The organism is Baekduia soli (assembly GCF_007970665.1).
GTDB classification, from domain to species: domain Bacteria; phylum Actinomycetota; class Thermoleophilia; order Solirubrobacterales; family Solirubrobacteraceae; genus Baekduia; species Baekduia soli.
The window spans coordinates 3,047,174-3,071,687 of the sequence record NZ_CP042430.1 but is presented as its reverse complement, the minus strand read 5'-3'; the positions used below and the strand labels follow the sequence as shown (position 1 = coordinate 3,071,687).

The 24,514-nt window shown below is 75.3% G+C and carries 24 protein-coding genes and 3 pseudogenes; 6 read left to right on the top strand and 21 right to left on the bottom strand.

Annotated elements, in window-relative coordinates; genetic code table 11:
- Positions 1-13 precede the first annotated feature (13 nt).
- From FSW04_RS14570 to ftsY, 4 genes are all read right to left on the bottom strand, one after another.
- Positions 14-661 (bottom strand): O-methyltransferase, encoded by a 648-nt coding sequence (locus FSW04_RS14570; protein WP_146920479.1) that lies wholly within the window; start codon positions 659-661, stop codon positions 14-16.
- Entirely contained in the window at positions 661-1,569 is a 909-nt protein-coding gene (locus tag FSW04_RS14565) for an SPFH domain-containing protein (protein ID WP_407652988.1), read from the bottom strand. Before FSW04_RS14565 ends, FSW04_RS14570 begins: the two co-directional genes overlap by 1 nt.
- A 37-nt stretch (positions 1,570-1,606) precedes the next feature.
- Complete coding sequence (locus FSW04_RS14560) at positions 1,607-1,930, bottom strand: NfeD family protein (protein WP_228430480.1); 324 nt, start codon at positions 1,928-1,930, stop codon at positions 1,607-1,609.
- A gap of 288 nt (positions 1,931-2,218) precedes the next feature.
- Positions 2,219-3,229, bottom strand: coding sequence for a signal recognition particle-docking protein FtsY (gene ftsY / locus FSW04_RS14555; protein ID WP_146920475.1), 1,011 nt, complete (start codon positions 3,227-3,229; stop codon positions 2,219-2,221).
- On the opposite strand from ftsY, the pseudogene FSW04_RS28530 reads away from it, so the two are divergent.
- Positions 3,201-3,593 (top strand): annotated as a pseudogene (locus FSW04_RS28530) (GNAT family N-acetyltransferase); the annotation flags it as partial. The gene ftsY and the pseudogene FSW04_RS28530 overlap by 29 nt on opposite strands.
- A gap of 228 nt (positions 3,594-3,821) precedes the next feature.
- Here the strand turns inward: FSW04_RS28530 and FSW04_RS28525 are convergent.
- From FSW04_RS28525 to rpmF, 6 genes and pseudogenes are all read right to left on the bottom strand, one after another.
- Positions 3,822-4,385 (bottom strand): annotated as a pseudogene (locus FSW04_RS28525) (HAD-IA family hydrolase); the annotation flags it as partial.
- A gap of 46 nt (positions 4,386-4,431) precedes the next feature.
- A complete protein-coding gene (locus FSW04_RS14545; protein ID WP_146920471.1) occupies positions 4,432-7,728 on the bottom strand; it encodes a chromosome segregation SMC family protein in 3,297 nt (1,098 codons plus the stop codon).
- A 379-nt stretch (positions 7,729-8,107) separates the two neighbouring features.
- The gene (locus FSW04_RS14540; RefSeq protein WP_228430479.1) at positions 8,108-8,749 is read right to left on the bottom strand and encodes a ribonuclease III family protein; all 642 of its coding nucleotides are present in this window, start codon (positions 8,747-8,749) and stop codon (positions 8,108-8,110) included.
- A gap of 35 nt (positions 8,750-8,784) precedes the next feature.
- On the bottom strand, positions 8,785-9,036 hold the full coding sequence (acpP, locus tag FSW04_RS14535) for an acyl carrier protein (RefSeq protein WP_146920466.1): 252 nt from the start codon (positions 9,034-9,036) through the stop codon (positions 8,785-8,787).
- On the bottom strand, positions 9,033-10,118 hold the full coding sequence (plsX, locus tag FSW04_RS14530) for a phosphate acyltransferase PlsX (protein WP_146920464.1): 1,086 nt from the start codon (positions 10,116-10,118) through the stop codon (positions 9,033-9,035). The genes acpP and plsX overlap by 4 nt, the downstream gene beginning before the upstream one ends.
- Before the next feature lie 4 nt (positions 10,119-10,122).
- Positions 10,123-10,323, bottom strand: a complete 201-nt coding sequence (gene rpmF / locus FSW04_RS14525; RefSeq protein ID WP_146920462.1) for a 50S ribosomal protein L32 — start codon at positions 10,321-10,323, stop codon at positions 10,123-10,125.
- 67 nt (positions 10,324-10,390) lie between these two features.
- Here rpmF and FSW04_RS14520 point away from each other — a divergent pair, with 67 nt between their 5' ends.
- Positions 10,391-11,260, top strand: coding sequence for a GNAT family N-acetyltransferase (locus tag FSW04_RS14520; RefSeq protein ID WP_146920460.1), 870 nt, complete (start codon positions 10,391-10,393; stop codon positions 11,258-11,260).
- Positions 11,257-11,763: a GNAT family N-acetyltransferase gene (locus tag FSW04_RS14515; RefSeq protein WP_187368786.1), complete on the top strand. Its 507-nt coding sequence runs from the start codon at positions 11,257-11,259 to the stop codon at positions 11,761-11,763. The genes FSW04_RS14520 and FSW04_RS14515 overlap by 4 nt, the downstream gene beginning before the upstream one ends.
- Here FSW04_RS14515 and FSW04_RS27195 read toward each other — a convergent pair.
- On the bottom strand, positions 11,760-12,059 hold the full coding sequence (locus FSW04_RS27195; protein WP_228430478.1) for a YceD family protein: 300 nt from the start codon (positions 12,057-12,059) through the stop codon (positions 11,760-11,762). The two genes, FSW04_RS14515 and FSW04_RS27195, sit on opposite strands and share 4 nt — an antisense overlap.
- Positions 12,060-12,305: 246 nt before the next feature.
- Here FSW04_RS27195 and FSW04_RS14505 point away from each other — a divergent pair, with 246 nt between their 5' ends.
- A complete protein-coding gene (locus FSW04_RS14505) occupies positions 12,306-13,295 on the top strand; it encodes a zinc-dependent alcohol dehydrogenase family protein (RefSeq protein WP_146920458.1) in 990 nt (329 codons plus the stop codon).
- On the opposite strand, the gene FSW04_RS14500 is transcribed toward FSW04_RS14505, so the two are convergent.
- The 3 genes and pseudogenes from FSW04_RS14500 to FSW04_RS14495 form a co-directional block, all read right to left on the bottom strand.
- Positions 13,267-14,475 carry an AMP-binding protein gene (locus tag FSW04_RS14500; RefSeq protein WP_228430477.1) on the bottom strand — a complete coding sequence of 403 codons (1,209 nt, stop codon included), beginning with the start codon at positions 14,473-14,475 and terminating at the stop codon, positions 13,267-13,269. The two genes, FSW04_RS14505 and FSW04_RS14500, sit on opposite strands and share 29 nt — an antisense overlap.
- Positions 14,476-14,567: 92 nt before the next feature.
- A pseudogene (locus tag FSW04_RS28170) lies at positions 14,568-14,786 on the bottom strand (AMP-binding protein); the annotation flags it as partial.
- 160 nt (positions 14,787-14,946) lie between these two features.
- Positions 14,947-15,888 carry a hypothetical protein gene (locus FSW04_RS14495; protein WP_146920456.1) on the bottom strand — a complete coding sequence of 314 codons (942 nt, stop codon included), beginning with the start codon at positions 15,886-15,888 and terminating at the stop codon, positions 14,947-14,949.
- A 121-nt stretch (positions 15,889-16,009) separates the two neighbouring features.
- On the opposite strand from FSW04_RS14495, the gene FSW04_RS14490 reads away from it, so the two are divergent.
- A complete protein-coding gene (locus FSW04_RS14490; RefSeq protein ID WP_146920454.1) occupies positions 16,010-17,440 on the top strand; it encodes a DUF2130 domain-containing protein in 1,431 nt (476 codons plus the stop codon).
- A gap of 4 nt (positions 17,441-17,444) precedes the next feature.
- On the opposite strand, the gene FSW04_RS14485 is transcribed toward FSW04_RS14490, so the two are convergent.
- Positions 17,445-18,374, bottom strand: a complete 930-nt coding sequence (locus tag FSW04_RS14485) for an oxidoreductase (RefSeq protein ID WP_146920452.1) — start codon at positions 18,372-18,374, stop codon at positions 17,445-17,447.
- 37 nt (positions 18,375-18,411) lie between these two features.
- Here FSW04_RS14485 and FSW04_RS14480 point away from each other — a divergent pair, with 37 nt between their 5' ends.
- Positions 18,412-18,651 (top strand): WHG domain-containing protein, encoded by a 240-nt coding sequence (locus FSW04_RS14480; RefSeq protein WP_146920450.1) that lies wholly within the window; start codon positions 18,412-18,414, stop codon positions 18,649-18,651.
- Between the two features lie 142 nt (positions 18,652-18,793).
- Here the strand turns inward: FSW04_RS14480 and FSW04_RS14475 are convergent, their stop codons facing one another.
- The 6 genes from FSW04_RS14475 to FSW04_RS14450 form a co-directional block, all read right to left on the bottom strand.
- Positions 18,794-19,069: an acylphosphatase gene (locus FSW04_RS14475; RefSeq protein ID WP_146920448.1), complete on the bottom strand. Its 276-nt coding sequence runs from the start codon at positions 19,067-19,069 to the stop codon at positions 18,794-18,796.
- A 104-nt stretch (positions 19,070-19,173) separates the two neighbouring features.
- Positions 19,174-19,644, bottom strand: coding sequence for an ATPase (locus FSW04_RS14470; protein ID WP_146920446.1), 471 nt, complete (start codon positions 19,642-19,644; stop codon positions 19,174-19,176).
- 16 nt (positions 19,645-19,660) lie between these two features.
- The gene (gene coaD / locus FSW04_RS14465) at positions 19,661-20,158 is read right to left on the bottom strand and encodes a pantetheine-phosphate adenylyltransferase (RefSeq protein WP_146920444.1); all 498 of its coding nucleotides are present in this window, start codon (positions 20,156-20,158) and stop codon (positions 19,661-19,663) included.
- Positions 20,155-20,697, bottom strand: coding sequence for a 16S rRNA (guanine(966)-N(2))-methyltransferase RsmD (gene rsmD, locus FSW04_RS14460; protein ID WP_146920442.1), 543 nt, complete (start codon positions 20,695-20,697; stop codon positions 20,155-20,157). Before rsmD ends, coaD begins: the two co-directional genes overlap by 4 nt.
- Positions 20,694-22,793, bottom strand: coding sequence for an ATP-dependent DNA helicase RecG (locus FSW04_RS14455; RefSeq protein WP_146920440.1), 2,100 nt, complete (start codon positions 22,791-22,793; stop codon positions 20,694-20,696). Before FSW04_RS14455 ends, rsmD begins: the two co-directional genes overlap by 4 nt.
- Positions 22,794-22,803: 10 nt before the next feature.
- Positions 22,804-24,486 carry a DAK2 domain-containing protein gene (locus FSW04_RS14450; RefSeq protein ID WP_146920438.1) on the bottom strand — a complete coding sequence of 561 codons (1,683 nt, stop codon included), beginning with the start codon at positions 24,484-24,486 and terminating at the stop codon, positions 22,804-22,806.
- Positions 24,487-24,514 lie beyond the last annotated feature (28 nt).

The following is a 24,514-nucleotide window of genomic DNA, read 5'->3' as shown; positions in this document are numbered from 1 at the left end:
GGACGGTTCTGCGTCAGTCGGCGGACGGGGCGCGGCGCAGGATCGTGATCCCATCGCGGACGGTGAGCTGGGTGACCACGACCCGCTCGTCGGCGGCCCAGCGATCGTTGAGCTCGGCCAGCACCCGGGCCGACTCCGTCTCGGGGGCGAGCACCTCGCCGTCGTGCAGGGTGTTGTCGGCCACGATGATCCCGCGGGGCGCCAGCTTGGCCAGCGCCGCCTCGAAGTAGGCCGGGTAGCCGGTCTTGTCGGCGTCGATGAACACCAGGTCGAACGGGCCGTCCAGCGCGGCCAGGCTCTCGCGCGCGTCGCCGCGGCGCAGCTCCACCCGATCGGCGTAGGGCGAGGCCTCGATGTGGCGCTGGGCGAAGTCGGCGTAGGCGTCGTCGAGCTCGAGCGTCACGAGGCGCCCCCCGGGCGGCAGCGCCGCGGCCATCGCCAGCGCCGACCAGCCGGCGTAGGTCCCGACCTCCACGACCAGCCGCGGGGCGAGCGCGGCGACCAGGACCTGCAGCAGGCGCCCGACGACCGGCCCGCTGAGCATCTGCGGCAGCGGCAGCTCGCGCGCGGCCTCGTCGTAGAGCGCGGTCATCCACCCGGGGAACGGGGTCGTGTGCGCCGCGGCGTAGGCGTCGACGTCGGCCCGGACGAGGTCCTCCATCACGCGGCGGGGCCGATCGGGCCAGCCGGATGGCTCGGCGGCGCGTCGTCGTCCTTGGGCCCGAAGGCCTCCGAGACCTGGCTCAGCGCCTTGGTGAACTCCGACGGGATGACCCAGATCTTGTTCGCGTCGCCCCGTGCCAGCTGGGGCAGCATCTGCAGGTACTGGTAGCTGAGCAGCTTGGGGTCGGGGTCGCCCTTGTGGATGGCGTCGAAGACGGTGCCGATCGCCTGGGCCTCGCCCTCGGCGCGCAGGATCGCCGCGGTCTTGGCGCCCTCGGCGCGCAGCACGGCCGACTGCTTCTCGCCCTCGGCGTCCAGGATCTGGGACTGCTTGGAGCCCTCGGCGGTCAGGATCGCCGCGCGGCGGTCGCGCTCGGCGCGCATCTGCTTCTCCATCGCCTCCTGGATGCCCGCCGGCGGGTCGACGGCCTTGAGCTCGACGCGGTTGATGCGGATCCCCCACTTGCCCGTTGCCTCGTCGAGGACGATGCGCAGCTGCGAGTTGATCTGGTCGCGGCTGGTCAGCGACTGCTCCAGCGTCAGGCCGCCGATGACGTTGCGCAGCGTCGTGACCGTGAGCTGCTCGATCGCCTGCAGCGGGTTGGCGACCTCGTAGGACGCGCTCTTGGGGTCGGTGATCGTGAAGTACAGGACGGTGTCGATGTTCACCGTGACGTTGTCCTCGGTGATCACGCCGTTGGGCGGGAAGCTGATGACCTGCTCGCGCAGGTCGATGAGCGGCTTGACCCGGTCGATGAACGGCAGCACGATCGTCAGGCCGGGCTGCAGCGTGCGGCTGTAGCGGCCGAGGCGCTCGACCACGCCGGCGCGGGCCTGCGGGATGATGCGGATGGTCTGCGACGCGACGAAGAGCGCGAACAGCAGGATGACGACGACGGCGATCAGGGCGACCACGTCGCACCTCCGGGATCAGGGACGGGGTTCATGGTTCGACGAGGGCGGTGGCGCCCTGGATGCTCACGACCTGCACCTTCGTGCCGGCCTCGATGACGCGGTCCTCGTCGTAGGCGCGGGCCGTCCAGACCTCGCCGTCGATGCGGACCTGCCCCAGCGCCCGGTCGTTGTCGATGGTCTCGAGCACCATGGCCGAGCGCCCGATGAGCGCCGCGGTGCCCGTGCGCAGCTGGGGCGGCTGGTAGACGTGCCGGCGGGCGATCGGCCGCACGAGCGCGAAGGACGCCACGGTCAGCGCCGCGAAGACCGCGGCCTGCGCCGCCGCACCGCCACCGGCCAGCGCGACCACCATGGCGCCGAAGGCGCCGACGGCGAACGGGCCAGGAAGAAGCCTGCGGTGAGGATCTCCCCGACCGACGCCCCGACGCCCGCGATGAGCCATAGCAGCCAGGCCTCCATGTGCTGGGCGACTGTACCGCCGCCCGGGCACCCCGGAGCCGCGTGGTCCGGCCGGGGAGCGACGAGCGCCCGGGCTCAGGGGGCGACCAGCGCGCGGGCGAAGTCTCAGGACGACTTCGCCTCCGGGCTCAGGGGGCGACGAGCGCGCGGGCGAAGTCTCAGGACGACTTCGCCTCCGGGCTCAGGGGGCGACGAGCGCGCGGGCGAAGTCGTCGGCGTCGAACGGGCGCAGGTCCTCCAGCGTCTCACCGATGCCGATGAGCTTGACCGGGATCTGCAGCTCGCCGGCGATGGCCAGCGCGATACCGCCCTTGGCCGTGCCGTCGAGCTTGGTGAGCACGATGCCGTCGACGGGGACGGCCTCGGAGAACAGCTTGGCCTGGCGGACGCCGTTCTGGCCCGTGGTGGAGTCGATCGTCAGCAGCGTCTCGTGCGGCGCGTCGGGCATCTGCTTGCCGATGACGCGGCGGACCTTGGCCAGCTCGTTCATCAGGTCCTCCTGGTTGTGCAGGCGCCCCGCGGTGTCGATGATGACGACGTCGACGCCGCGCTCGCGGCCCTGGGCGACCGCGTCGAAGGCGACCGCGCCAGGGTCCGAGCCCTCCGGGCCGGTGACGATGTCGCAGCCCGCCCGCTCGGCCCAGCGGGTGAGCTGCTCGACGGCGGCCGCGCGGAACGTGTCGGCCGCACCGAGCAGCACGGTCTTGCCCAGCTCGCGCTGCAGGTGCCAGGCGAGCTTGCCGATCGTCGTCGTCTTGCCCGTGCCGTTGACGCCGACGGCCATGATCACCGTCGGCTCGTGGCGCAGGTCGATGGTGTCGGTGCCGGTCTTGGCGATGCCCGCCAGCAGCTCGATGAGGCGCTCCTGCAGCGCCGGGCCGCCCTCGACCTGTCCGGACGTGGCCTCCTGCTCGAGCTGGCCGACGACGCCCGCGGTCGTCCGCGCCCCCACGTCGGCCATGATCAGTGCCTCCTCCAGGCGCTCCCACGTCTCCTCGTCGAGCGTGTCGAACAGCGTCGCCTGGATCTCGGAGGTCAGCGCCTCGCGGGTCTTGGACAGGTTCTCGCGCAGCCGGCGGAAGAACCCGCGGCGCCCGGACCCGCCTTCGGCGTCCTCCTCGTCGCGGGCGGCGGCGGCCGGACGCCCGTCGGGGTCGCCGGTGATGAAGAGGTCGTTCCAGTCGCGGGCCATGGCGCGCGAAGATAGCGGGGTGCTCGAGGTACGAACCGTCCCCTCAGACCGGCCGCCGGCGACCGACCTCGTCGAGGCGATGGTCGTCGACGTGTCCGAGCTCTACGGCCGCATCGACGTCCCCGGCGCGCCGACCGCCACGCCGGCCGACCTCGGTCCGCCCGGCGGCGCGTTCGTGGTGGTCTTCGACGACGGTGTGCCCGTCGCGGGCGGAGGGCTCAAGCGCCTGGACGACGAGGCCTGCGAGATCAAGCGCATGTACGTGGTCCCCGACGCGCGCGGGCGCGGTCTGGGACGGGTCCTGCTCGAGGCGCTGGAGGACCGGGCGCGGACGATGGGCTACCGGATCGCGCGCCTGGACACGGGGCCCAAGCAGCCCGGCGCCCAGGCGATGTACGAGCGGGCGGGCTACCGCCGCATCGAGAACTTCAACGCCAACCCGTTCGCCAGCTTCTGGGCGAGAAGCGGCTCGGGGAGGCCCCGCCGCCCGGCGGGCCCGCGGGCGCCTAGCCGCGGCGAGGATCTTGCGCGCGGCATCGCGCAGGTCGGTGGCCAGCACGTCGGGGCGCGGGACCGTGCCCAGCAGCGCGCCCTCGTCGCGGCCGACCCACGCCGTGCGCAGGCCGGCGCGCTTGGCCCCGGCGACGTCCCACCAGTGCGCGGCCACGAGCCAGGTCTCGTCGGGCGGCGCGCCGGCGGCGGCCACGCCCGCCTCGTAGATCCGGCGGTCGGGCTTGTAGACGCCGACGGCGTCGGCGCCCACGACCTCGTCGACGAGCTCGAGCAGCCCACCGGCCGACAGCGCCTCGCGCGCGCCGTCGGCGGCGCTGTTGGTGAGCACCGAGGTCGCCTGGCCGGCGTCGCGCAGGGTCTGCAGCGCCTCGCGGGCGTCCTCGTGCGGCGGCAGCGCGCGCGCCATCGTCAGCCCCTGCTCGGCGAGCTCCTCGGGCAGGCCGGCGACCGCGGCCAGGTGGCCGAGCGCGGCGCCGAGGTAGTCCATGAACGGCCGGAACTCGCCGCCGATCGTGTCGACCATCGCCTGGGCGACGGCGTCGTCGAGCGCGCGCAGCCCGACGCCGCGCGGGGCGCCGGGCCAGCCGGCGGTCAGGGCCCCCGCGTCCAGGAGCGTGCCGTTGAGGTCGAACAGGACGGGCATCGCACCCGTCCTGCCCGGCCGGGCTGCGGCCTACCCGCGGGTCCGGTCAGCCCACGACGGCGGCGTGCTCCTCGGCCTGCTGGACGTACTCCTTGGGCATCCTGCGCGAGACGATCTTCGAGACGCCGTCGTTGCCCATCGACACGCCGTACAGCGTGTCGGCCGCCTCCATGGTGCGCTTCTGGTGGGTGACGACGATGAACTGCGCGCGGTCGGCGTGCGTCTGCAGCAGGTCGAGGTAGCGCGTGATGTTGAGGTCGTCCAGAGCGGCCTCGACCTCGTCGAGGATGTAGAACGGGCACGGCTTGGCGAGGAACACGCTGAACAGGAAGGCGATGGCGGTCATCGTCTTCTCGCCGCCGGAGAGCAGCGTCAGGCGCTTCATCGACTTGCCGGCGGGCGTGATCTCGATCTCCACGCCGAGGTCGTCGTCAGGGTCCAGACCGCCCTCGGCGGCCTCGGCCTCGGCCTCGGCGGCCGCCTCGGCCGCCTGCTCGGCCTCGACGTCGGCCGAGCCGTCGCCGTTGTCGCCGGGCGACTGTCCGCCGAGCACGGGCCGCGGGCCCGTCTCGTCGCGCACGATCGTCAGCCGGCCCCGGCCGCCGGGGAACAGCGTCTGGGCGAGCTCCTCGAAGTTCTTGGCCGCGGCCTCGAAGGTCTGGGTGAACGTCTCGCGGATCTGGCGGTCGGTGTCGCGGATGAACGATCGCAGCTCGCGCAGCGCGGTCTCGAGGTCGGTGCGCTGGCGCTCGAGCTCGTCGACGTGGGCGACGGCCTCGTCGTACTCCTGCTTGGCCAGCGGGTTGACCGGGCCGAGCTGCTCGCGGCGCTTCTGGAGGCGCTCGATGCGCTGGCGCAGCCCGGAGGCCTCCTCGGCCCCGAGCGGGTCCTCGCGCGGCTCGGGCTCGAGGCCGAGCGCCTGGGCGAGCGCGCCGAGCTCGGCGGCGGCGTCGGCCTCCTGGTCGCGCAGCTGCTGGGCGCGGACCTCCGTGCGCGTGACGACCTCGTTGCGGTCGTGCAGGCGTCGCTGGATCTCGGCCTCCTGGGACGCACAGGTGCGCAGCCGTGCAGCGACGCCCTCGCCCTCGGCACGGTCGGCGGCCAGCGCCGTCTCCATCTCGGCCATCCGCGCGACCACGGCCTCGTGCACGACGGCCAGCACGTCGGCCACGCGCCCGGCGGCCGGGCCGAGCTGCTCGTCACGGGTCAGCTGGGACTGCAGATGGGCGATGCGCCGGGCGCGCTCGGCCCGGGCGCGGGCGGCCTGCTCGGCGACGCGGCGCTCGGCGGCCAGCTCGCCCTCGAGCTGGGCGCGGCGCACCGCGGCCTCGCCCTGCTCAGGCGCCTTGCGGCGCTCCTCGATGAGCCAGGCGGCCTGGCGCTCGGACTCCTTGGCCTCGGCGTAGGCGCGCTCGGCGTCCCGCCGCTCGCGCTCGGCGGCGTCGCGGCTGGCGTCAGCGGCACCCACGGCCTGGGTGGCGCCATCCACGCCGCGGCCGGCCTCGTGCTCGGCCTTGACGCAGACCTCGCTGCGGGCCACGAGCGCGTCGCGCTGGTTGCGCATCGCCAGGACGCGCTCGGCCCCGCCCTCGGCGGCCTGCTGCAGCTCGCGCGACGCGCCGATCCACGCACGCCCGGTCACCGTGACCGCCACGCCGGCGAAGCCCTCGGGCACGGCGTCCAGCGAGTCGACCAGCCAGGCGTCGGACAGCAGCCGGCGGGCCAGCGACAGCGCGGGCTCGGGGCCGCGGATGAGCTCGGCCAGCGGGCGGGCGCCGTCGGCGGGCGCGTCCGTGGCGACCGGGGCGGCGCCCGGTGCGTCGCCGAGCACCAGCGCGCTGCCGCCGTCGCGCCGGGCGCGGTCCAGCAGCGCGGCGCCGGCGGCGCGATCGGCCACGACGGAGGCCGACAGCCGTGCGCCCAGCGCGGCCGACAGCGCCAGCTCGCACCCGGCCTCGACCTCGAGGTCGTCGCTCAGCGAGCGCGCGCCCGAGCCGTGACCGCCGGCGCCGGAGTGCGAGCGCAGGAACTGGTTGGCCCGCGCGAGCTCGGCGCCGACCTGGGCCGCGTCGCGCCGGGCGGACTCTGCGGAGGCCTCGGCGGCGCGGCGCGCCTGCCGGGCGACCTCGCAGGCCTGGTCGGCCTCGCCGAGCGCGATGCGCCGGGCCTCGACGACCACGCGCAGCTCCTCCAGGCGGGCCGCCGCGGCGGTGCGCTGCTGCTCCAGGGCCAGGAGCTCGCGCTCGAGCGCGGCCTGGCGGTCGTCATCGAGCTCGCGCAGGCGCACCTCGAGGGACTCGATGCGCTCGCGGCCGTCCTCGTCGGGCTGGTCCTCCACGGCCTGGGCGCGCAGCGCCTCGAGCTGGCGCGCGCGGTTCTCGGCCCGCTCGGCGACCTGCTCGGCGGTCTCGCGCGTGCGCTCCAGGCGCAGCTCGATGCGGTCCGCCGCCGACCGCGCGCGCTCCACGCGGCGCGCCAGCTGCTCGCGCTGCTCGGAGCGCCGGGCCAGCGCCTCCTCGGCCAGCGCGCGCTGGGCGGCGACCTCGCGCAGCTCGACCTCGGCCTCCGTGCGCGCCTCGCGGGCGGCAGCCGCCGCGGCGCCGGCCTCCGCGAGCTCGGCCCGGCGGGCGCGCACGGTCTCGCGGGCCAGCTCCCATCGCGCCTCGACGGCCTGGCGCTCCAGGCGCTCGTGCAGCTCGGCGGCCTCGGCCTGGCGCTTGAGCGGGCGCAGGCGCGAGCGCGCCTCCCGCTCGACGTCGAGCGCCCGGTCCAGGTTGTCCTGCGTGCGCTCGAGCTTGAGCTGGGCGCGCCGGCGGCGCTTGCGGTGCTTGCCCAGGCCGGCGGCCTCCTCGATGAGCAGCCGGCGGTCCTTGGGCTTGGACGTGACGATGGCCTCGACGCGGCCCTGGGAGACGACGGAGTGCATCTCCTTGCCCAGGCCGGTGTCGGACAGGACCTCGAGGACGTCGACCATGCGGCAGCGCGCGCCGTTGAGGCGGTACTCGCCGTCGCCGCTGCGGTCCAGGCGGCGCACGATGGAGATCTCGCCCACCGGGAGGTCGACCGTGCCGTCGGCGTTGTCGAGGACGAGCTCGACCTCGGCCGAGGACCGGGCCTGCACCCCGCGGCCGCCGCCGAAGATGACGTCCTGCATGGACTGCCCGCGGACGGCCAGCGGCGACTGCTCGCCCATGGCCCACAGCACGGCGTCGGTGATGTTCGACTTGCCCGAGCCGTTGGGCCCGACGATGACCGAGACCCCCGGGCCGAACTCCAGCCGGGTGCGGTCGGGGAAGGACTTGAAGCCCTTGAGGGTCAGCGACTTCAGATGCACGCGGTGCATGGTGGCGGTTCGGGCGGACGTTCGGCTCCGAAGCGGGCGTGTGCCGCCTCGTTCTCCGGGACCTCGGAGCGCGCGGTCGGCGGCCGCCGCGACATGCCCGCTCCATTGCGGCTCCGCGCGGGTCGGCGCCCGTCGCGGTCCCTGTACCGCGCGACCGCGCGCCGGGCGCCCTGCCCGCCGGCTCGTTCGCGGTGGGAGGCGGGTGGACCGGCGCCGTGGCAGTGAGCCGGACGGGACGGGCCTGCGGAATGGGCCAGCCGGAGCGCGTCAGCAGCGCGGGCGGACGGCGACGCACGACGATCGCGCGGAGCCGCAATGGAGCAGGCCCGTCCCGGACGGCGCCCACCACGGCGCCGGCCCCGGAACGGGAACCACGACCTCAGTCCGCGTCGAGCGACTCGAGGGCCACGCGAGCGGCCTCCTGCTCGGCGTGCTTCTTCGAGCGCCCCGCCCCCGTGCCGATCGACCGGTCCTCGAACCGCGCGGCCACCTCGAAGACGCGGTCGTGCGGCGGGCCGTGCTCGGCGGTGACCTCGTAGACCACGACGCCGCCGCGCTGGGCCAGGCGCTCCTGCAGCGTCGACTTGTAGTCGACGGGATGCTCCAGGGCGTGCTCGAGCTCGGGCGCGAAGGCCTCGACGACCGCGGTCGCGGTCCGGTCGTAGCCCGCGTGCAGGAAGCAGGCCCCGATGACCGCCTCGATGATCGAGGCCAGCACGCGCTCGGTCTCCATGAGCGCCGTGGTCTGCTCCGCGCCCTCCGGCGCGGCGGCGCGCAGGCGCTCGGGGACGCCGAGGCGCTCGGCGACCGCACGGCAGGACGGGCCCGACACGGTCTGGGCACGGATCTTCGTGAGGCGGCCCGCGCCATAGCGCTCGGCCTCCAGCCGCGGGTAGAGGTGCGCGGTGATCGCCAGCCCGAGGACGCTGTCACCCAGGAACGCCAGGCGCGAGTAGGAATCGGCCCGGCGCGAGGTCCACGACGCGTGCGTGAAGACCTGGCGCGCGAGCGCCTCGGGCACCTCGTCCAGGAGGTCGCGCAGCTGCTGCAGGGCCGTCAGTGCGCGCTCGGCGCGTGGGCGAGGACGAAGTCGACCGCCTGACCCACCGAAAGGATCTGGGCGGCCTGCTCGTCGGACATCTTCACGCCGTAGGAGTCCTCGAGCTCCTGGACCAGCGTGTACAGGTCGAGCGAGTCGGCCTCGAGATCCTCCTTGAAGCGCGTGCCCTCCTCGATCCGCCCGGGATCGATGTCCAGCTCATCGGCCAGATGGGATCGGATCAGGGAGAAGACGTCCTCGCGGGTCATGAGGTCCCCGGGACGGTAGCCGCCGGATCGGACGCCAGCGGCGATCGCTTGAGCGCCCCGGCCTCCTCCAGCGCGGCGTGGGTGCGGCCCACGACGTCGTTCGTCACGCCGCGCGCCGCAAGCAGGATCGCCTGGGAGAACCCGACACGCGTGAAGCGCCCGTGCGGCACGACGCCGAGCTTGCGCAGCCCGAGCAGGTAGGCGCCGCCCGGGGTCTCCGGATCGATGTCGTCGCGCAGCCCGCGCAGCGCCGGGCGCAGCAGCAGCCCGCCCAGCCTGGCGCGCGACGACGCCGTCGCGGCCGCGCGGACGGCCTGCAGCGTGGCCTGGGAGACGCCCTCGATGAGCTTGAGCGTCACGTTGCCCGTGAAGCCGTCGGCCACGATGACGTCGGCGTCGCCGGAGAGCACCGTGGTGCCCTCGATGTTGCCGACGAAGTCGACGAGCGGCGAGGCCGCGGCACGCTGCAGCAGCAGCGCGTGGGCCTCCTGCACGAGCGGGGTGCCCTTCGTCCCCTCCTCGCCGTTGCTCAGCAGCGCCACGCGCGGGCGGCGGATGCCGAGCACGGCGGACGCCAGCGCGGCGCCCATGAAGGCGAACTGGACGAGGTGCTCGGGGCGGACCTCGGTGTTGGCGCCGACGTCGAGCAGCGTCACGGGCTGGCGGCCGGGCACGGGCAGCGGGAGCGCCAGCGCGGGTCGGTAGATGCCCTGCGCGCGCTTGACGTTGAGCAGCCCGGCGGCGAGGGCGGCGCCGGTGGAGCCGCCGCTGACCAGGGCGTCGGCGCGGCCCTCGGCGACGGCGCGGGCGGCGAGGACGATGGAGGCGTCGCGCGTCGAGCGCGCCGCGGCCACCGGGTCGGGGACCTTCGCGATCGACACCGGCGCGTCGATGACCTCGACGAGCCCGCCGACCGTGTCGATGCGCCCCAGCCGGGCGGCGGGGCCGAAGAGCAGCGCGCGCACGCCCTGGCGGGCGGCGATGGCGGCGCCGGCGGCGACCTCCTCGGGGCCGAGGTCGGCGCCGTTGGTGTCGACCGCGACGCTGACGACCGTCTCCCCGTTGCTGCCCGGGGCGGGCATGGGCCTAGTGCTCGTGGCCGTGGTGCCCGGAATCGGGCTCCATGACCGCCCGACCTCCGTAGTAGCCGCACGTGCCGCACACCCGGTGCGGGAGGCGCGGGCTGTGGCACTGCGGGCAGGCGTTGATCGACGGCGAGCTGATCTTGTGCTGCGACCGGCGCTTCGTCGTGCGGCTGTGGGACTGCTTCTGCTTGGGGACGGCCATGGGCGGTCGGAAGGGTAGCGACTCGCGCGCCGCGCCGCGGGCCGCCGCGGATGCTTGACTGGGGAGGGTGACCGGCGAGCCCGTCATCCGCCCCCTCACCGCCGCCGACGTGCCCGGCGCCGACGCCGTCGGCTGGGCCGCGCTGCAGGCCCAGATCCCCGCCCAGTTCCTGCCCGCCGACCCCGAGCTGCGCCAGGCGCGTGGTCGCGCGCGGGTCGCCCACCTGCTCGCCACCGACCCCGACGGCTGCTGGGTGGCCGAGGCCGACGGCGAGATCGTCGCGGTCGCCCTCGCCCTCGTGCGCGAGGACGTCTGGGGCCTCTCGCTCTTCGGCGTCGCCCCCGGGCTGCAGGGCCGCGGCATCGGCGGCCGCACGCTGGCCGGCGCGCTGCGCTACGCCGAGGGCCGCCGCGGGGCGCTCATCGTCAGCTCCACCGACCCGCGCGCGATGCGCCGCTACCACCGCGCTGGCCTGGCGCTGCGCCCGAGCGTCGCCGCCGGCGGCCAGCTCAACCGCAGCCGGCTGCCGGCGGGCCTGCGCTCGCGCCCGGGCGACCTCGACGCCGACCGCCCGGTCCTCGAGGCGGCCTCGCGCCACGCCCGCGGCGCCGCCCACGGCCCGGACTACGCGGCCATCGCCGCCGCCGGCGGCGAGCTGCTGGTCTGCGGCGACCGCGGCTTTGCGTTCCACCGCGAGGGCGCCCCGGTGCTCCTGGCCGCCCACGACGACGAGACGGCGACCGACCTGCTGTGGTCGTGCCTGGCGGGCGGCCCGCCCGGCGGCCCGGTGCACGTCCACGTCATCACCGCGGGCAACGACTGGGCCGTGGCCGTCGCGCTGGACGCGGGACTGGCCCTCGAGCCCGACGGCCCGGTCTTCGCGCGCGGGGAGACCGGCACGCTGGCCCCCTACCTCCCCAGCGGGGCCTACCTGTGAGGCTGCGGGCGGCGGTCCGGGGCGACATCCCGGAGCTCACCGCCCTCGTGCGGCGCTGCGACGAGTCCCAGCGCGCCTGGGCCGGTGCGGACGTCCCCATCCCCGCGCCGGAGGGCGAGGAGCTCGAGTGGGACCTGCGCTTCGCCCGCACCGGCGCCTGGATCCACGTGGCCGTCGACGAGGACGGCGGTGCGATCGCCGGGGTCGTCGCGTTCGCCACGGGCCAGGCCTCGCGCACCGACCGGACGCTCGTCCCGTGCCTCGCGCACGTCTCCGCGGTGTTCGTGGACCCCGGCCACTGGCGGCAGGGCATCGCCCGCACGCTGCTGGGCGTGGCCGAGGACGCGATGCGGGGGCGCGGGTACACGCGCGCCCAGCTCTGGACCCTGGAGGGCTCGCCCGCCGAGCAGCTCTACACCGCGCTGGGCTGGCGCCGCGACGGGCGCCGCGACCACTTCCCGCCCATGGGCCTGGACATCGTCGCCTACGTCAAGGCGCTCTAGTCGAACGTGATCTCGCGCAGCGCGGCCCAGCGCGGGTCCGGCGCCTTCTCGTGCGCGTGCCCGGGCTCGGCCGTGTTGAGGTCGACGCCGCACTCGGGGCACAGCCCGAGGCAGTCGGGCCGGCAGAGGATCTGCGCCGGCAGGCCGAGGGCGAGCGAGTCGCGCGTCCAGGCGCCGACGTCGATGACCTCGCCGTCGACGTAGGGCGAGTCGAGCTCGGGGCCCTCCCCGGCTGGTCGACCTCCCTCACGTCGACGTCGTAGGCCGGCGCCGCGGGCTCCAGGCAGCGCATGCACGGGCCATGGAGCTGGGCGCGGGTGCGCAGGCGCAGCGCGGTGCCGCCGTGGTTCATGCGCGAGACGTCGACGACCACCTTCAGCGGCGCCGGCGTGACGGTGTAGCGCTCCCCGCTGAGCTCGAACGGCTCGAGGGTCACCCCGAGGTCCAGGCGCCGGGCCTCGCCGGCACGGAGGTGCAGCGGGGCCAGGTCGTAGAGGTCGGTGCGGTCGGCCATCGCGCCTCCGAGGGTAGATGATGGGCGGGTGCACGCCATGGTCCTCGACCGTCCCGGGACGCGCCTGCGCCCCGGCGAGCTGCCCGAGCCCGTCCCGGGACGCGGCCAGGTGCTCCTCGACGTCCGCGCCTGCGGGGTGTGCCGCACCGACCTGCACGTGCTCGACGGCGAGGTGGCCGCGACCCGCTCGCCGCTCGTGCTCGGCCACCAGGTCGTGGCCACCCGGCGCGACACGGGCGCCCGGGTCGGCGTGCCGTGGCTGGGCTGGACCGACGGCGACTGCCCAGCCTGCCGGCGCGGCCAGGAGAACCTGTGCGAGCACGCCCTGTTCACGGGCAAGGACCTCGACGGTGGCTTCGCGCAGCGCACGGTCGCCGACGAGCGCTTCTGCCTGGCCCTGCCCGACGACCTCGACGACGTCCACGCCGCGCCGCTGCTGTGCGCCGGGCTCATCGGCCTGCGCACGCTGCGGGCGGCCGGGCCGGCCGGCGAGGTCCGCCGCCTGGGGCTCTACGGCTTCGGCGCCGCCGCGCACCTCGTCTGCCAGATCGCGGTCTGGGAGGGTCGCGAGGTGTACGCCTTCACCCGGCCCGGCGACGCGCGCGGCCAGGCCTTCGCCCGAGAGCAGGGCGCCGTCTGGGCGGGCGGCACCGACGAGCCGCCCGGCGGCGGCCTCCTGGACGCGGCGCTGATCTTCGCGCCGGCCGGCGAGCTGGTCCCGCTCGCGCTGCGCGCGGTGCGCCCGGGCGGCACCGTCGTCTGCGGCGGGATCCACATGAGCGACATCCCGTCGCTGCCCTACGCCGACCTGTGGGGCGAGCGCGTGCTGCGCTCGGTGGCCAACCTCACGCGCGCCGACGGCACCGCGCTGCTCGAGCTCGCGCCGCGGGTGCCGCTGCGCCCGCAGGTCACGACCTACGCGCTGGACCGCGCGCAGGACGCGCTGGACGACCTGCGCTCGGGCGCGCTGGCGGGCGCGGCGGTCGTCGTCATGGGCGGGCGGCCAGATCGCGCTTGAGGATCTTCCCCGTGGCATTGCGCGGCAGCTCGTCGACGAAGACCACCTCCCGCGGCACCTTGTAGCCGGCGAGGTTCTCCTTCACATAGGCCTTGAGCTCGTCCGCGGCGACCTCCGGGCCGGCGCCGCGCACGACGAACGCGCGCAGGCGCTGGCCGAAGCGCTCATCGTCGACGCCGATAACCGCGGCCTCGTCGACGCCGGGATGGTGGCTCAGGAGGTCCTCGACCTCGCGCGGGAACACGTTCTCGCCGCCGGAGATGATCATCTCGTCGTCGCGGCCGTCGACGAACAGCCGGCCCTCGTCGTCGAAGTGCCCGACGTCGCCCGTGGCCATCAGCCCGTCGACGACGTCCTTGCCGCCGCCGCCGGTGTAGCCGTCGAAGACGAGCTCGTTGCCCACGAAGATCCGCCCCGTCGCGCCCGGGCCGGCCGGCCGGCCCTCGGCGTCGTAGAGGCGGACGTGGGTGCCCATCGGCGGGCGCCCCGCGGTGCCCGGGGCGGCGCGCAGGTCGCGCGGCTGCGCGATCGTCGCCCACGCGACCTCCGTCGAGCCGTAGAGGTTGTAGAGGATGTCGCCGAAGCGGTCCATGACGCGGGCGGCCAGCGGGCCGGGCAGCGCCGAGCCGCTGGCGGTGATGACCCGCAGCGCGCGCAGGTCGTGGCGGTCGATGGCCTCCGGCGCGAGCTCGAGGATCCGCTGGAGCATCACGGGCACCACGACGAGCGTCGTGGCGCGGTGCTCGGCCGCGGCGCGCAGCGTGTCCTCGGGGTCGAAGCGCCGGGTGAGCACGAGCGTGGCGCCGAGCATCATGCCCAGCGTGAAGTGCGCGAAGCCCCACGAGTGGAACATGGGCGCCGCGACCATCCACGGCTCCTCCGAGCGCAGCGGGATCCGCGAGAGCAGCGCGGCGGCCGGCGCCAGCGACTTGGGCTGGCTGCGGTTGGCGCCCTTCGGCGTGCCCGTCGTGCCCGAGGTGAGGATGACGACGCGGCCCCTGGCGGCCGGCGCGGGGAGCCCGCTCGTGTCGCCGGTGGCGATGAGGTCCTCCAGCCGCGGGTCGCGCCGCCCCCCGCGCGCTGCGCCGGCGGCGTCCTCGGTCCAGGCGACGAAGCGCCTGCGCCGCCGGCCGGCGTCGGCGACCAGCTCGGCGAACTCCTCGTCGTAGACGAGGGCCACGGGCTTCTCGCGGCGGCAGACGTCGGCGATCTGGGGGCGGCGAACATCGTGTTGAGGTACAGGGCGTGCGCGCCGAGCTTGGAGCAGGCGACGGTGGCCTCGACGAACCCGCGGTGGTTGCGGCACAGGATCGCCACGGCGTCGCCCTCGCCGATGCCGAGGTCGCTCCACGCGTTGGCCAGCGCGTTCGTGCGCTCGTGGACCTCGCGGAACGTGAGCGTGCCGCGCTCGTCGACGAGCGCCGTCCGGTCGCCGCGGCGCACCGCCGAGACGGCGTAGCCCGCGGCCGGGGTCGGGCCCCAGCGCAGCATCGTCGCGGCCATGTGCAGCGCGCGGGAGGGCCGCATCGGGCGGATGACCCCGACCTCGGCGAGGACCTTGGCGGCGCGGGCTCCGTAGCCCAGATGGTCGATGGCGTTCATCACGACCAATATGCCATGGCTCCGGGCGCAGCCGGACGCGGGCGGGCGCTCAGGAGCCGGCGGCGGGCAGCTGCAGCCCGCCGGGCACGTCCCCGCGCTCGATGAGCGCGCGGATGTCGCGGGCCCGGCGCGGGTCCAGGAACACGTGGCGCTGACCCACGCTCGGCTTCTCGGCCAGCAGGCCCGCGGCCAGCAGCGCCTCCCCCACCTCGTCGGCCAGCGCCCGGTCGTTGCCGGCGAAGCCGCGGGCCAGGTGGGTGAAGTCGGTGTGGTAGCCGCCCCACTTGCCCATGCCGTCCAGGCGCTGGAGGATCCGGCGCGCGACGCGGCGCGCGGGGTCCGGGTCGTCGTGGGGGCGCGAGACCTCGCCGCCGGGCGCGGCCAGCGCGCCGAGCACCGCCTCCTCGTGCTCGGCCACCGACGCGGGGTCGGCGGGGTGCCCGCCCAGGCGGGCGACCTCGAGCGCGACGAGCAGCGGGTGCGCGGCGCCGATCGGGGCGCGCAGGTCCTCGGCGTCGGCCAGGACCGCGCCCGGCAGCACGAGGGCGCCGGCCCGCAGGCGGTCCACGGGCGCCACCTGGTCCTCGAAGGCCAGCGGCACCAGCTCGGCCGACTCGGGGTCGGGCGCGGCGAGGTGCAGCGCGAGGTGGCCGTCCAGCGCGCCGGCCGTCAGCGCGCCCGCGGTGCCGCCCGCGTCGACCAGCGCGCCGACCAGGGCCGCGACCAGGAGCCACGCGCGCTCGTCGACGGCGTCGGGATCGGCGCGCAGCGCGGCCGTCACCGGCGCCACGGCGATCAGCCCCCCGGCGACCGGGGCGACGGCGACGAGCACGGGGTGCCCATAGCCCGAGCGCGCCAGCGTCAGCTCGCGCGCCCCGTGCTCGAGCTCGCGGCCCAGCAGCGCCCGGAGCTGCCCGGCGCGCTCGCGCGGCGCCCCGACGCCCCCGGCCTCGGCGAGCGCGTCCTCGATGCCGGTCAGGGTCGGTCGCATGCGGGTTGCACGCTAGACCGTCGGCGGCCGCACCCGTCCACCCACCGGGGGCACGCGATCGTGCGTTCCGTCAGGCGCCGCACCTACCGTGCGACCTTCACCCATGGAAGCTGCCACCCCCTTGCACCAGACCACCGTCCGCCCGCTCGGCGACCGCCTCGTCGTCGACGGCCTCGTGATCGAGGACGCGTGCGCCGTCCGCCTCGTGACCGAGGCACCCGACGCGGCGCGCATGCTGCTGGACGCCATCGAGGTGGGCGCGCGGATCCTGGACCGCGAGCAGGTCGGCGCCAACGCCGACTTCGTCAAGGCGGAGTTCGAGAAGGCCGCCCGCGATCTCGACGCCGAGTTCGTCGACCGCGCGCGCCGCGTCGCCGAGCGCCTGGACCAGCGCCTGGACGAGGCCTTCGGGCCCGAGCACGGCGTCGTCGCGCTCGCGCTGCGCCGCCACTTCGGCGACGAGTCGACGGAGGCCGTCCAGCACAAGGTGCGCGACGTCGTGCGCGACATGGCCGGCCAGATGCGCGAGGACCTGCGCCGCCAGTTCGCCTCCGAGGGCGACGAGAACCCGCTGGCCTCCTTCCACCGCGTGCAGCTCGCGGTGGCCAAGCAGGTCGGCGAGCAGCACTCCGTCCAGCTCAACGCGGTGCGCGAGCAGATCGAGGCCATGCGCCTGGAGGTCGAGCGCCTGCGCGCGGAGAAGGACAAGCTCGAGGAGGTCGCCGCCGAGCGCGACAAGGGCACGGCGAAGGGCCGCACGTTCGAGGAGGAGGTCCACGAGGCTCTGGACCGCATCGCGATCGCCCAGGGCGACGACTGCGAGGCCGTCGGAGACTTCCTGGAGGGCACGGGCAAGAAGGGCGACGTGCTCGTCGGCATCGGCGCCTGCCACGGGCCCGCGCGCGGCCGCATCGTCTTCGAGGTCAAGACGTCGCGGCTCTCGCGCCCCAAGGCGCTCGAGGAGCTCGAGGGGGCCAAGGCCGAGCGCAGCGCCGACTACGCGGTGCTCGTCGTCCCCTCCGAGGAGAAGATCCCGGCCAAGATGCTGCCGCTGCGCGAGTACAACGGCGACAAGCTCATCGTGGCCTACGACCCCGAGGACGGCTCGCCGCTGGGCCTCCAGGTCGCCTACGCGCTGGCACGGGCACGCGTCCTGATGACCAAGGGCGGCGGCGAGGGCGTCGACACCGCCGCGGTCCGCGACGCCGTCGACCGGGCGATGGGCCTCATGGAGGAGGTCCGCCGCATCAAGCAGCAGCTCACGGCGTCCAAGACCTCGATCGACAAGGCCGGCGAGATCGTCTCCGCCATGGCCGACGGCGTGCGCGGGCAGCTCGCCGAGATCTCGGGGCTCATCGACCGCGCCGAGGCCGCCGCCCTCGAGGAGCCCGAGGCGTCGGCCGAGGGCGGCGACGAGGCGCCCGCGCCCCGGCCACCGGCGACGCCGGAGGCCGACCGCGGCCGCGACCGCCCGGCGCCCGAGCCGCCGCCTCGGCTGCGCGACGAGCTCGCCGGCGTGCTGGACGCCGGCGGCCAGTCCTCGCTGCTGTAGCCGGCTAGGACGCCGAGGGCGCCGGCGCGGGTGCCTCGGCCGTCGCCGCCGGCGACCAGCTCACGCCGGTCAGGCGCTCGGAGAGCTCCCACAGCGCGCGGGCGGTCGCGGGGTCCTGCGCCGCGCGGCTGCGCCGCGCCCCGGCCTTGGGATGGCCGCGCATCTCGCCGATCCCCGACGGGCCGATGTAGGTGTCGCCGGGCAGGTCCTGGGTCGCGGCGAACAGGGTGGGCAGCGCGCCCATGGCGTCGGACTGGGCGAAGGCCCGGTTGCCGACGTCCATGATCAGGCCCTGCACGCGGCTGCCCGTGTGGTCCTGCAGGTGGGTGGCCGAGTAGCCCGGATGCGCGGCGAGCGCCCGCACCGTGCTGCCGGCCGCCGCCAGGCGGCGCTGCAGCTCGGCGGTGAACAGGAGGTTGGCGAGCTTGGACTGCCCGTAGGCGCGCCAGGCGTGGTAGGAGCGCGACTCCCAGTTGAGGTCGTCGAGGCTGATGGCGCCCATGCGGTGCGCGGCCGACGCCACGGTCACGACGCGGTCGGTGACGTGGCCGATGAGCAGGTTCGTCAGCGCGAAGTGGCCGAGGTGGTTCGTGCCGATCTGCGACTCGAAGCCGTCCTTCGTGCGCGCCTGCGGGACGGCCATGATCCCGGCGTTGTCGATGAGGATGTCGATGTCGCCCGTCCAGCCCCCGGCGAACGCCCGGACGGAGGCCAGGTCGGCGAGGTCCAGCGGGCGGACCTCCCAGGTCCCGGTGAAGGACGCGGCGACGCGCTCGCCCTTGGCGACGTCGCGGACGGCGAGGACGACGCGGGCGCCGGCCCGGGCCAGCTCGCGCGCGGCGATCGCGCCGATGCCGCTGGAGGCGCCCGTCACGATCGCGGTGCGGCCGGAGAGGTCGGGCAGGTCGGCGGCGGTCCAGGAGGAGGGCGTCATGCGACCGAATGTAGACGCTGCCGACCAAGCTGCCGGGATGGCCGAGGCGATCCGCGCGGCCGGCCCCGGCGCCGACGCGCGCTTCGCGGCGCCCATGGGCCTCGTCGCGGCGGGCCAGGTCGCCGGAGAGATCGTCGCGGGCGACCCCGAGCGCATCGCGCGCGTCGCCTGGGCCGCGGTGCACGGCCTGGCGGCGATGGCCGACAACGGCCTGCTGCGCGACGCGCCGCTGGATGCGATTGTCGATGAGGCCGTGCAGCGCCTGCGCCCGCGCTGAGCGCCATCAGCCGCTGTCCGGGCCGGCCAGGCAGCGCATCGCGCCGAGGTGTTCCCGCGAAGGCCTGCGTGGCGGAGAGGTCGTCGGCGTTGACCGCGAGGTGGCGCAGGCTGCCACCCCGGCGATGGTGACGCCGAGCGCGTCAGCGCCGCTGGAAGCCGTCGACCTCGCGGGGGTCGGCGTCGGTGGCCTGCACGGAGTCCACGGAGCCCCACGGCGGTCCCTGGCGCGCGGCGCGCTCGACCTGGGCGACCGCATCGGCCGCACCCTGCAGCCAGACCTCGACGCTGCCGTCGGCCGCGTTGGCGGCCCACCCCTGCACGCCCCGCGCCCGGGCGCGTTCGCCCAGCCACGCGCGGTAGTTGACGCCCTGCACGCGACCACGGACCACGAGGCTGCGGGCGACGACGTCATGCATGGGATCGCCCTACCCGAAGCGATGGCCAGGACCTGCGCCGCGAGCTCGGCCCCCGGGGCCGGCACCTCGCCGAACCGCCTGACCGGCGGCCCCCCGGGCCGCCATCAGGCGGCTTCCACGCCCTCTTCCTCTTCCTTGCCCTGCAGCCGCTCGCGGCCGCGCCGCACCGCGGCGATGAACTTGGAGAGGTTGACCTCGAGCGTGTTGAGGATCTCGTCGGCGTAGTCCTCGGCCCCCAGGCGGATCTCGCGCTCACGGGCGCGCGCGTCCTCGACGATCTCCTCGGCGGCGCGCTCGGCCTCCCGGGTGACCTCCTGGTCGGAGACGAGCTCCTCCTGCTTGCGCACGGCGTCCTTGACGATCCGCTCGGCCTCGCGCTTGGCCTCGGCGAGCATCTCCTGGCGCTCCTTGACGATCCACCGCGCTTGCTTGATCTCCTCGGGGATCGTCGCCCGCATCTGGTCGAGGATGTCGTAGATCTGCTCGCGGTCGACGCGCACCTCGTCGGTGAGCGGAACCTTCTTGGCGTTGTGGACAAGGTCGTCGAGCTTGTCAATGAGGACCAGGACGTCCATGGCTAAGCGTCTTTCGTTATCGGGTGAGCTCTTCCTTCAGTCGGCGGGCGACGCGCTCCGGGACGAGGCTGTCGATGTCGCCGCCGAAGGTGGCGAGCTCCTTCACGCCGCTGGAGCTGAGGAAACTGTACTGCGGGCTCGCCATGAGGTAGAGCGTGTCCACCTCGGGCGCCTGCATCCGGTTGAGCTGTCCCATCTCCAATTCGTACTCGAAGTCGGAGATGGCGCGCAGGCCCTTGACGATCGTGCGCGCCCCGATCGCCCGCGCGAAGTCGACCACGAGGACGGCGAACGGCTCGGCCCGCACGTTGGGCAGGTCGGCCGTGGCCTCCTCGATGAACGAGAGGCGCTCCTCGATGCCGAAGATGGGCTGGTTCTTGCGGACCGAGACGTTGACAACGGCCACGACGACCTCGTCGAACTGGGCCGCGGTGCGGCCGATGATGTCCAGGTGGCCGTTGGTGATCGGGTCATAGCTGCCCGGGCACACGGCGATGCGCTTCTCGTCGGTCATGCGGTGTGGATGCGAAGGAGGGTGTCGCCGTACCGGCGTTCGAAGGTCGTGGTCAGTCCCGGGAGCTCCAGCACGTGGCGCCGGTCGCTCTCGCCGACCACGCGCGCGTCCGGCCTCAGGACCCCGGCCAGCGCGGACGCCAGCTGCGGTCCCAGCCCGGCCGCGAGCCGGTACGGGGGATCGATGAAGACCAGATCGTATGTCTCGCCCGCCTCGCGTGCGTTCTGCAGGGCCTTGAGGGCGTCGCGGCGGCGCACCCGGACGTCCTCGCCGGCCAGGCCCAGGCCCTCGAGGTTGCGCCGGATGACGGCCACCGCGCGCGGGTCGCGCTCCACGAGCACCGCCGTGCCCGCCCCGCGCGAGAGCGCCTCGATGGCCAGCGCGCCCGACCCGGCGTACAGGTCGAGGACGGCCTCGCCGTCCAGTGGGCCCAGGGCGGAGAACAGCGCCTCGCGGACGCGGTCCGATGTCGGACGGGTCCCCTCCCCCGGGGGCGCCTGCAGCCGTCGGCCGCCGAGGCGGCCGGCGATGACCCTCATGCCGCCACGGGCTCGCGCTCGTGGCGGGCGAGCTCGTCGCGCAGCAGCGCGTGCTCGGGCGCGGCGAGGCCGGGGTCGGTCTCCAGCAGGTCCAGCGCGCAGGCGTAGGCCTGCTCGAGCACGACGGCGTCGTCGGGCAGCCGCGCGAAGCGGAAGCGCGCCAGGCCGGACTGCCGGGTGCCGGTCAGCTCGCCCTCGCCGCGCAGCTCGAGGTCGATCTCGGCCAGGCGGAAGCCGTCGCGGTGCTCGGCCAGGGCCCTCAGGCGCCGCGACTCGCGCGGACCGAAGAGCAGGCACAGCGACGCGTGCTCGCCGCGGCCGACGCGGCCGCGCAGCTGGTGCAGCTGGGAGATGCCGTAGCGGTCGGCGTCCTCCACGACCATGACGGTGGCGTTGGGGACGTCGATGCCGACCTCGATGACGGTCGTGGCCACCAGGACGTGGGCGCTGCCGCCCGCGAAGCGCTCCATCGCCGCCGCCTTGTCGGCGGCCTTCATCTGCCCATGCATGAGCACCACGTCGAAGTCGGCCAGCTCGCCCGTGCGCAGCCGCTCGTACTCCTCCGTCGCGGCGCGGGCGTTGAGCGCCTCGGACTCGCTGACCAGCGGGCAGACGACGAACGCCTGGCGCCCGGCCCGCAACTCCTCGCGGATGCGCTCGTAGGCCCTGGCCCGCTCGCGCTCGGTCGAGCAGACGTGGGTCTCGATGGGCCGGCGGCCGCGCGGCAGCTCGCGCAGCGCGGTGACGTCCAGCGCGCCGAACGTCGCCAGGCGCAGCGTACGCGGGATGGGGGTCGCGGTCATGTGCAGCAGGTGGGGCACGGTTCCCACCCGCGCCTTGGCGTCCAGCGCGGCGCGCTGGCGCACGCCGAAGCGGTGCTGCTCGTCGACGACGGCGACGGCGAGGTCGGCGAACGCGACCGGCGGCTCGATGACCGCGTGGGTGCCGACGACCAGCGAGAGCTCGCCGCTGGCCAGGCGGGCCAGGATCTCGCGCCGCCGCGCGGCCGTCGTGGACCCCGTGAGCAGCGCCGCGGTGATCAGCGACCCCGGCATGAGCGCCTGGATCGTGGCGAAGTGCTGCTCGGCCAGGACCTCGGTGGGCGCCATGAGCACGGCCTGGCCGCCCTGCTCGACGGCGCGCAGCATGGCGTGCAGGGCCACGACGGTCTTGCCCGAGCCGACCTCGCCCATGAGCAGCCGCTGCATCGGCCGCTCGCGCGCCAGGTCGGCGTCGACCTCGTCCATGGCGCGCAGCTGGTCGCCGGTCGGGGCGAAGGGCAGCAGCTCGGTGCGCCACGTCGCGCTGAGCGTCGCCGGGCCGTCCAGCGGCCGCGCGCGCCGGTCGCCGCCGCGCTCCTCGCGCAGGCGCAGCTGCACGATCTGGTCCAGCAGCAGCTCGTCGAAGGCCAGCCGCCGCCGGCCGCCCTCGTGGTCGCCGAAGTGCGCGGCGCCCAGCGCCGCCGCGCGGTCGGGGAGGCGCTGGGCCACGCGCAGCGCGGCGGGCAGGGGCTCGACGACGTCGGCCAGCGCGGCGCGGTGCTCGCCGACCAGCGCAAGGATCTGGACCGAGCTGATGCCCTTGGTCGCCGGGTACTGCGCGGCCCCCTCGCCCTCCGCGCCCGTCCCGGATACGGCGTCGGTCGGGGCGTGGGCGTTGACGCGGAAGCGGTTGCGGCCCTGGTACTTGCCGGCGAGCATGAGCCGCGTGCCGGGCGGATAGGCGCGTGCCAGCCAGGGCTGGTTGAAGAACGTGGCCTTCATGACGCCGGTGCCGTCGGCCACCGTGGCCTCCACGAGCGGCTTCATGCCGCGGCGGCGGACGGGGCGCGACGTGATCGCGCGCACCTCGACGAGCACGGTGGCGGTCTCCTCGAGCGCCAGCTCGGCGATCGTGCGCGACTCGCCCGTGGCCCGCGGCAGGTGCCCGAGCAGGTCGCCGACCGTGAGCAGCCCGAGGCTCTCGGCGGCCTCGGCGGCCACCGACGGCCGGACGATGAGCGGTGCGGCCAGCACGGACGGGCGCGGCCAGCGCACGGGCGCGCCGGCCAGCTCGGCGGCCGTGAGCGCGCGCGGCTCGGCGAAGGCGGTCGGCACCCGGGGTCTCCTACTCGGCGCTGACGAGCCACCACCAGGACGGCTGGCCGCCGTCTGAGAGCTCGAGCTCGACGTCGGCGGGGGCCAGCGCGGACACCGCCTCGCCGTCCAGCGGCGCGTCCTCGCCCTCGATGCAGGTCACGATCTCGGCCCCGTCGGCCAGCCGCGAAAGGACCTCCTGCAGTGTGGCGCGCGGGTCGCCCCAGGCCACCAGCGTGTCGCCGACGTAGCCGACCGCGTCGCCGACGACGAAGCGCCCCTCGGGGTCCGGTCGCGCGGCGGGCGCCACGCCACCGGTGCGCACGGCCACCAGGGCGGCGATCATCGCGTCGGCGTTGGCCTGCGCGTCACGGGAGGGCTGCAGCGCGATCGCCGCGGCCAGGCCGGCCTGCTGGGAGCGCGACGGCACGACGCGCACCGTCTTCTCCGACAGCTCGGCGGCGCGCTCGGCGGCCATGAAGATGTTGGGGCTGTTGGGCAGCACGACGACCTCCGTCGCGCGGGTGTCGTGGATGCCCGCCAGGATCTCCATCGTCGACGGGTTCATCGTGCGCCCGCCGTCCAGGACCCACGCGCCGAGGCTCTCGAAGAGCACGGCCAGGCCGGCGCCCGTCGTGACGGCCAGCACCCCGCAGGTCGGCACGGGCCCGTGGGCGTCGGCGGAGCCGTCGGAGGGCCCCGCGACGGGCGCCAGGCGCGCCTGGCGCTCGACGACCTGGGCCCGCATGTCGGCGACGTCCAGGTGCGAGACCTCGCCGACGCCCGCGAAGACGCCCGTGGCCTGCTCGGGGTCGTCGGTGTGGACGTGGACCTTCAGCGTCCGCGCGTCCCCGACCACCAGGACGGAGTCGCCGATCGCCTCGAGGCGGTCGGCGAACCCGGCCGGCGGATCGAGGTCGCGGCCGGTGACCGCGAAGTTCGTGCAGTAGCGGTAGGTCGAGCTCGCGTGCTCGGGCTGGCTCATGCGCGCCGGGGCGTGGTGCTCGAGCGCGGGCGCCTCCGTGCCGCGCAGCGCCGCGACGACGCCGGCCAGCACGATCGTGACGCCGTAGCCGCCCGCGTCGACGACGCCGGCCTCGCGCAGGACGGGCAGCAGCTCGGGGCCGCGCTTGACCGACGCCTCGCCGGCGGCGATCGCGCGCTCCAGCGCGTCGGCGATCAGCGCGTTCTGGCGCGCCGGGTCGGCGTCGGCGCCCAGCCGCCGCTGCTCATCGGGCAGGTGGGCGACGTCGTGGGCGATCGAGGTCGCCATGTCGCGCATGACGGTGAGCATCGTGCCCTCGACGGGCTCGCGGACCGACGCGTAGGCGCGCTGGGCCGCGCGGGCGAACGCGGCGCCGACGAGCACGGGGTCGACGAGCTCGCCCGGGCGGGAGATGAGCTCCTCGGCGGCGCCGCGGATGAGCTGGGAGAGGATGACGCCGCTGTTGCCGCGCGCGCCCAGCAGCGCGGCACGGGCGACGGCCTCGACGATCTCGTCACGGCCGATCTCGTCGATGGAGCGCTCCTCGCCGTCGGCGAGGTGGTCGAGCTCGGCCAGCACGGCGCGCAGGGTGAGCGCCATGTTGTCGCCCGTGTCGCCGTCGGCGACCGGGAAGACGTTGAGGTCGTTGATCTCCTGCCGACGCGATTCCAGGTGCGCCAGCGCGCCCTGGATGGCGACGCGGAAGCGGACGAGGCTGGGGTCGGACACGCGAGGACGGTACCGCGCGGACCGGCCG

Bases quoted from the DNA above. Each gene is read 5' to 3' on its own strand.
- FSW04_RS14570 (WP_146920479.1), bottom strand. From the start codon at position 661: ATGGAGGACCTCGTCCGGGCCGACGTCGACGCCTACGCCGCGGCGCAC.
- FSW04_RS14560 (WP_228430480.1), bottom strand. From the start codon at position 1,930: ATGGTGGTCGCGCTGGCCGGTGGCGGTGCGGCGGCGCAGGCCGCGGTC.
- ftsY (WP_146920475.1), bottom strand. From the start codon at position 3,229: ATGGCCCGCGACTGGAACGACCTCTTCATCACCGGCGACCCCGACGGG.
- FSW04_RS14545 (WP_146920471.1), bottom strand. From the start codon at position 7,728: ATGCACCGCGTGCATCTGAAGTCGCTGACCCTCAAGGGCTTCAAGTCC.
- acpP (WP_146920466.1), bottom strand. From the start codon at position 9,036: ATGACCCGCGAGGACGTCTTCTCCCTGATCCGATCCCATCTGGCCGAT.
- plsX (WP_146920464.1), bottom strand. From the start codon at position 10,118: ATGCCCGCCCCGGGCAGCAACGGGGAGACGGTCGTCAGCGTCGCGGTC.
- rpmF (WP_146920462.1), bottom strand. From the start codon at position 10,323: ATGGCCGTCCCCAAGCAGAAGCAGTCCCACAGCCGCACGACGAAGCGC.
- FSW04_RS14495 (WP_146920456.1), bottom strand. From the start codon at position 15,888: ATGCGACCGACCCTGACCGGCATCGAGGACGCGCTCGCCGAGGCCGGG.
- FSW04_RS14485 (WP_146920452.1), bottom strand. From the start codon at position 18,374: ATGACGCCCTCCTCCTGGACCGCCGCCGACCTGCCCGACCTCTCCGGC.
- FSW04_RS14480 (WP_146920450.1), top strand. From the start codon at position 18,412: ATGGCCGAGGCGATCCGCGCGGCCGGCCCCGGCGCCGACGCGCGCTTC.
- FSW04_RS14475 (WP_146920448.1), bottom strand. From the start codon at position 19,069: ATGCATGACGTCGTCGCCCGCAGCCTCGTGGTCCGTGGTCGCGTGCAG.
- FSW04_RS14470 (WP_146920446.1), bottom strand. From the start codon at position 19,644: ATGGACGTCCTGGTCCTCATTGACAAGCTCGACGACCTTGTCCACAAC.
- coaD (WP_146920444.1), bottom strand. From the start codon at position 20,158: ATGACCGACGAGAAGCGCATCGCCGTGTGCCCGGGCAGCTATGACCCG.
- rsmD (WP_146920442.1), bottom strand. From the start codon at position 20,697: ATGAGGGTCATCGCCGGCCGCCTCGGCGGCCGACGGCTGCAGGCGCCC.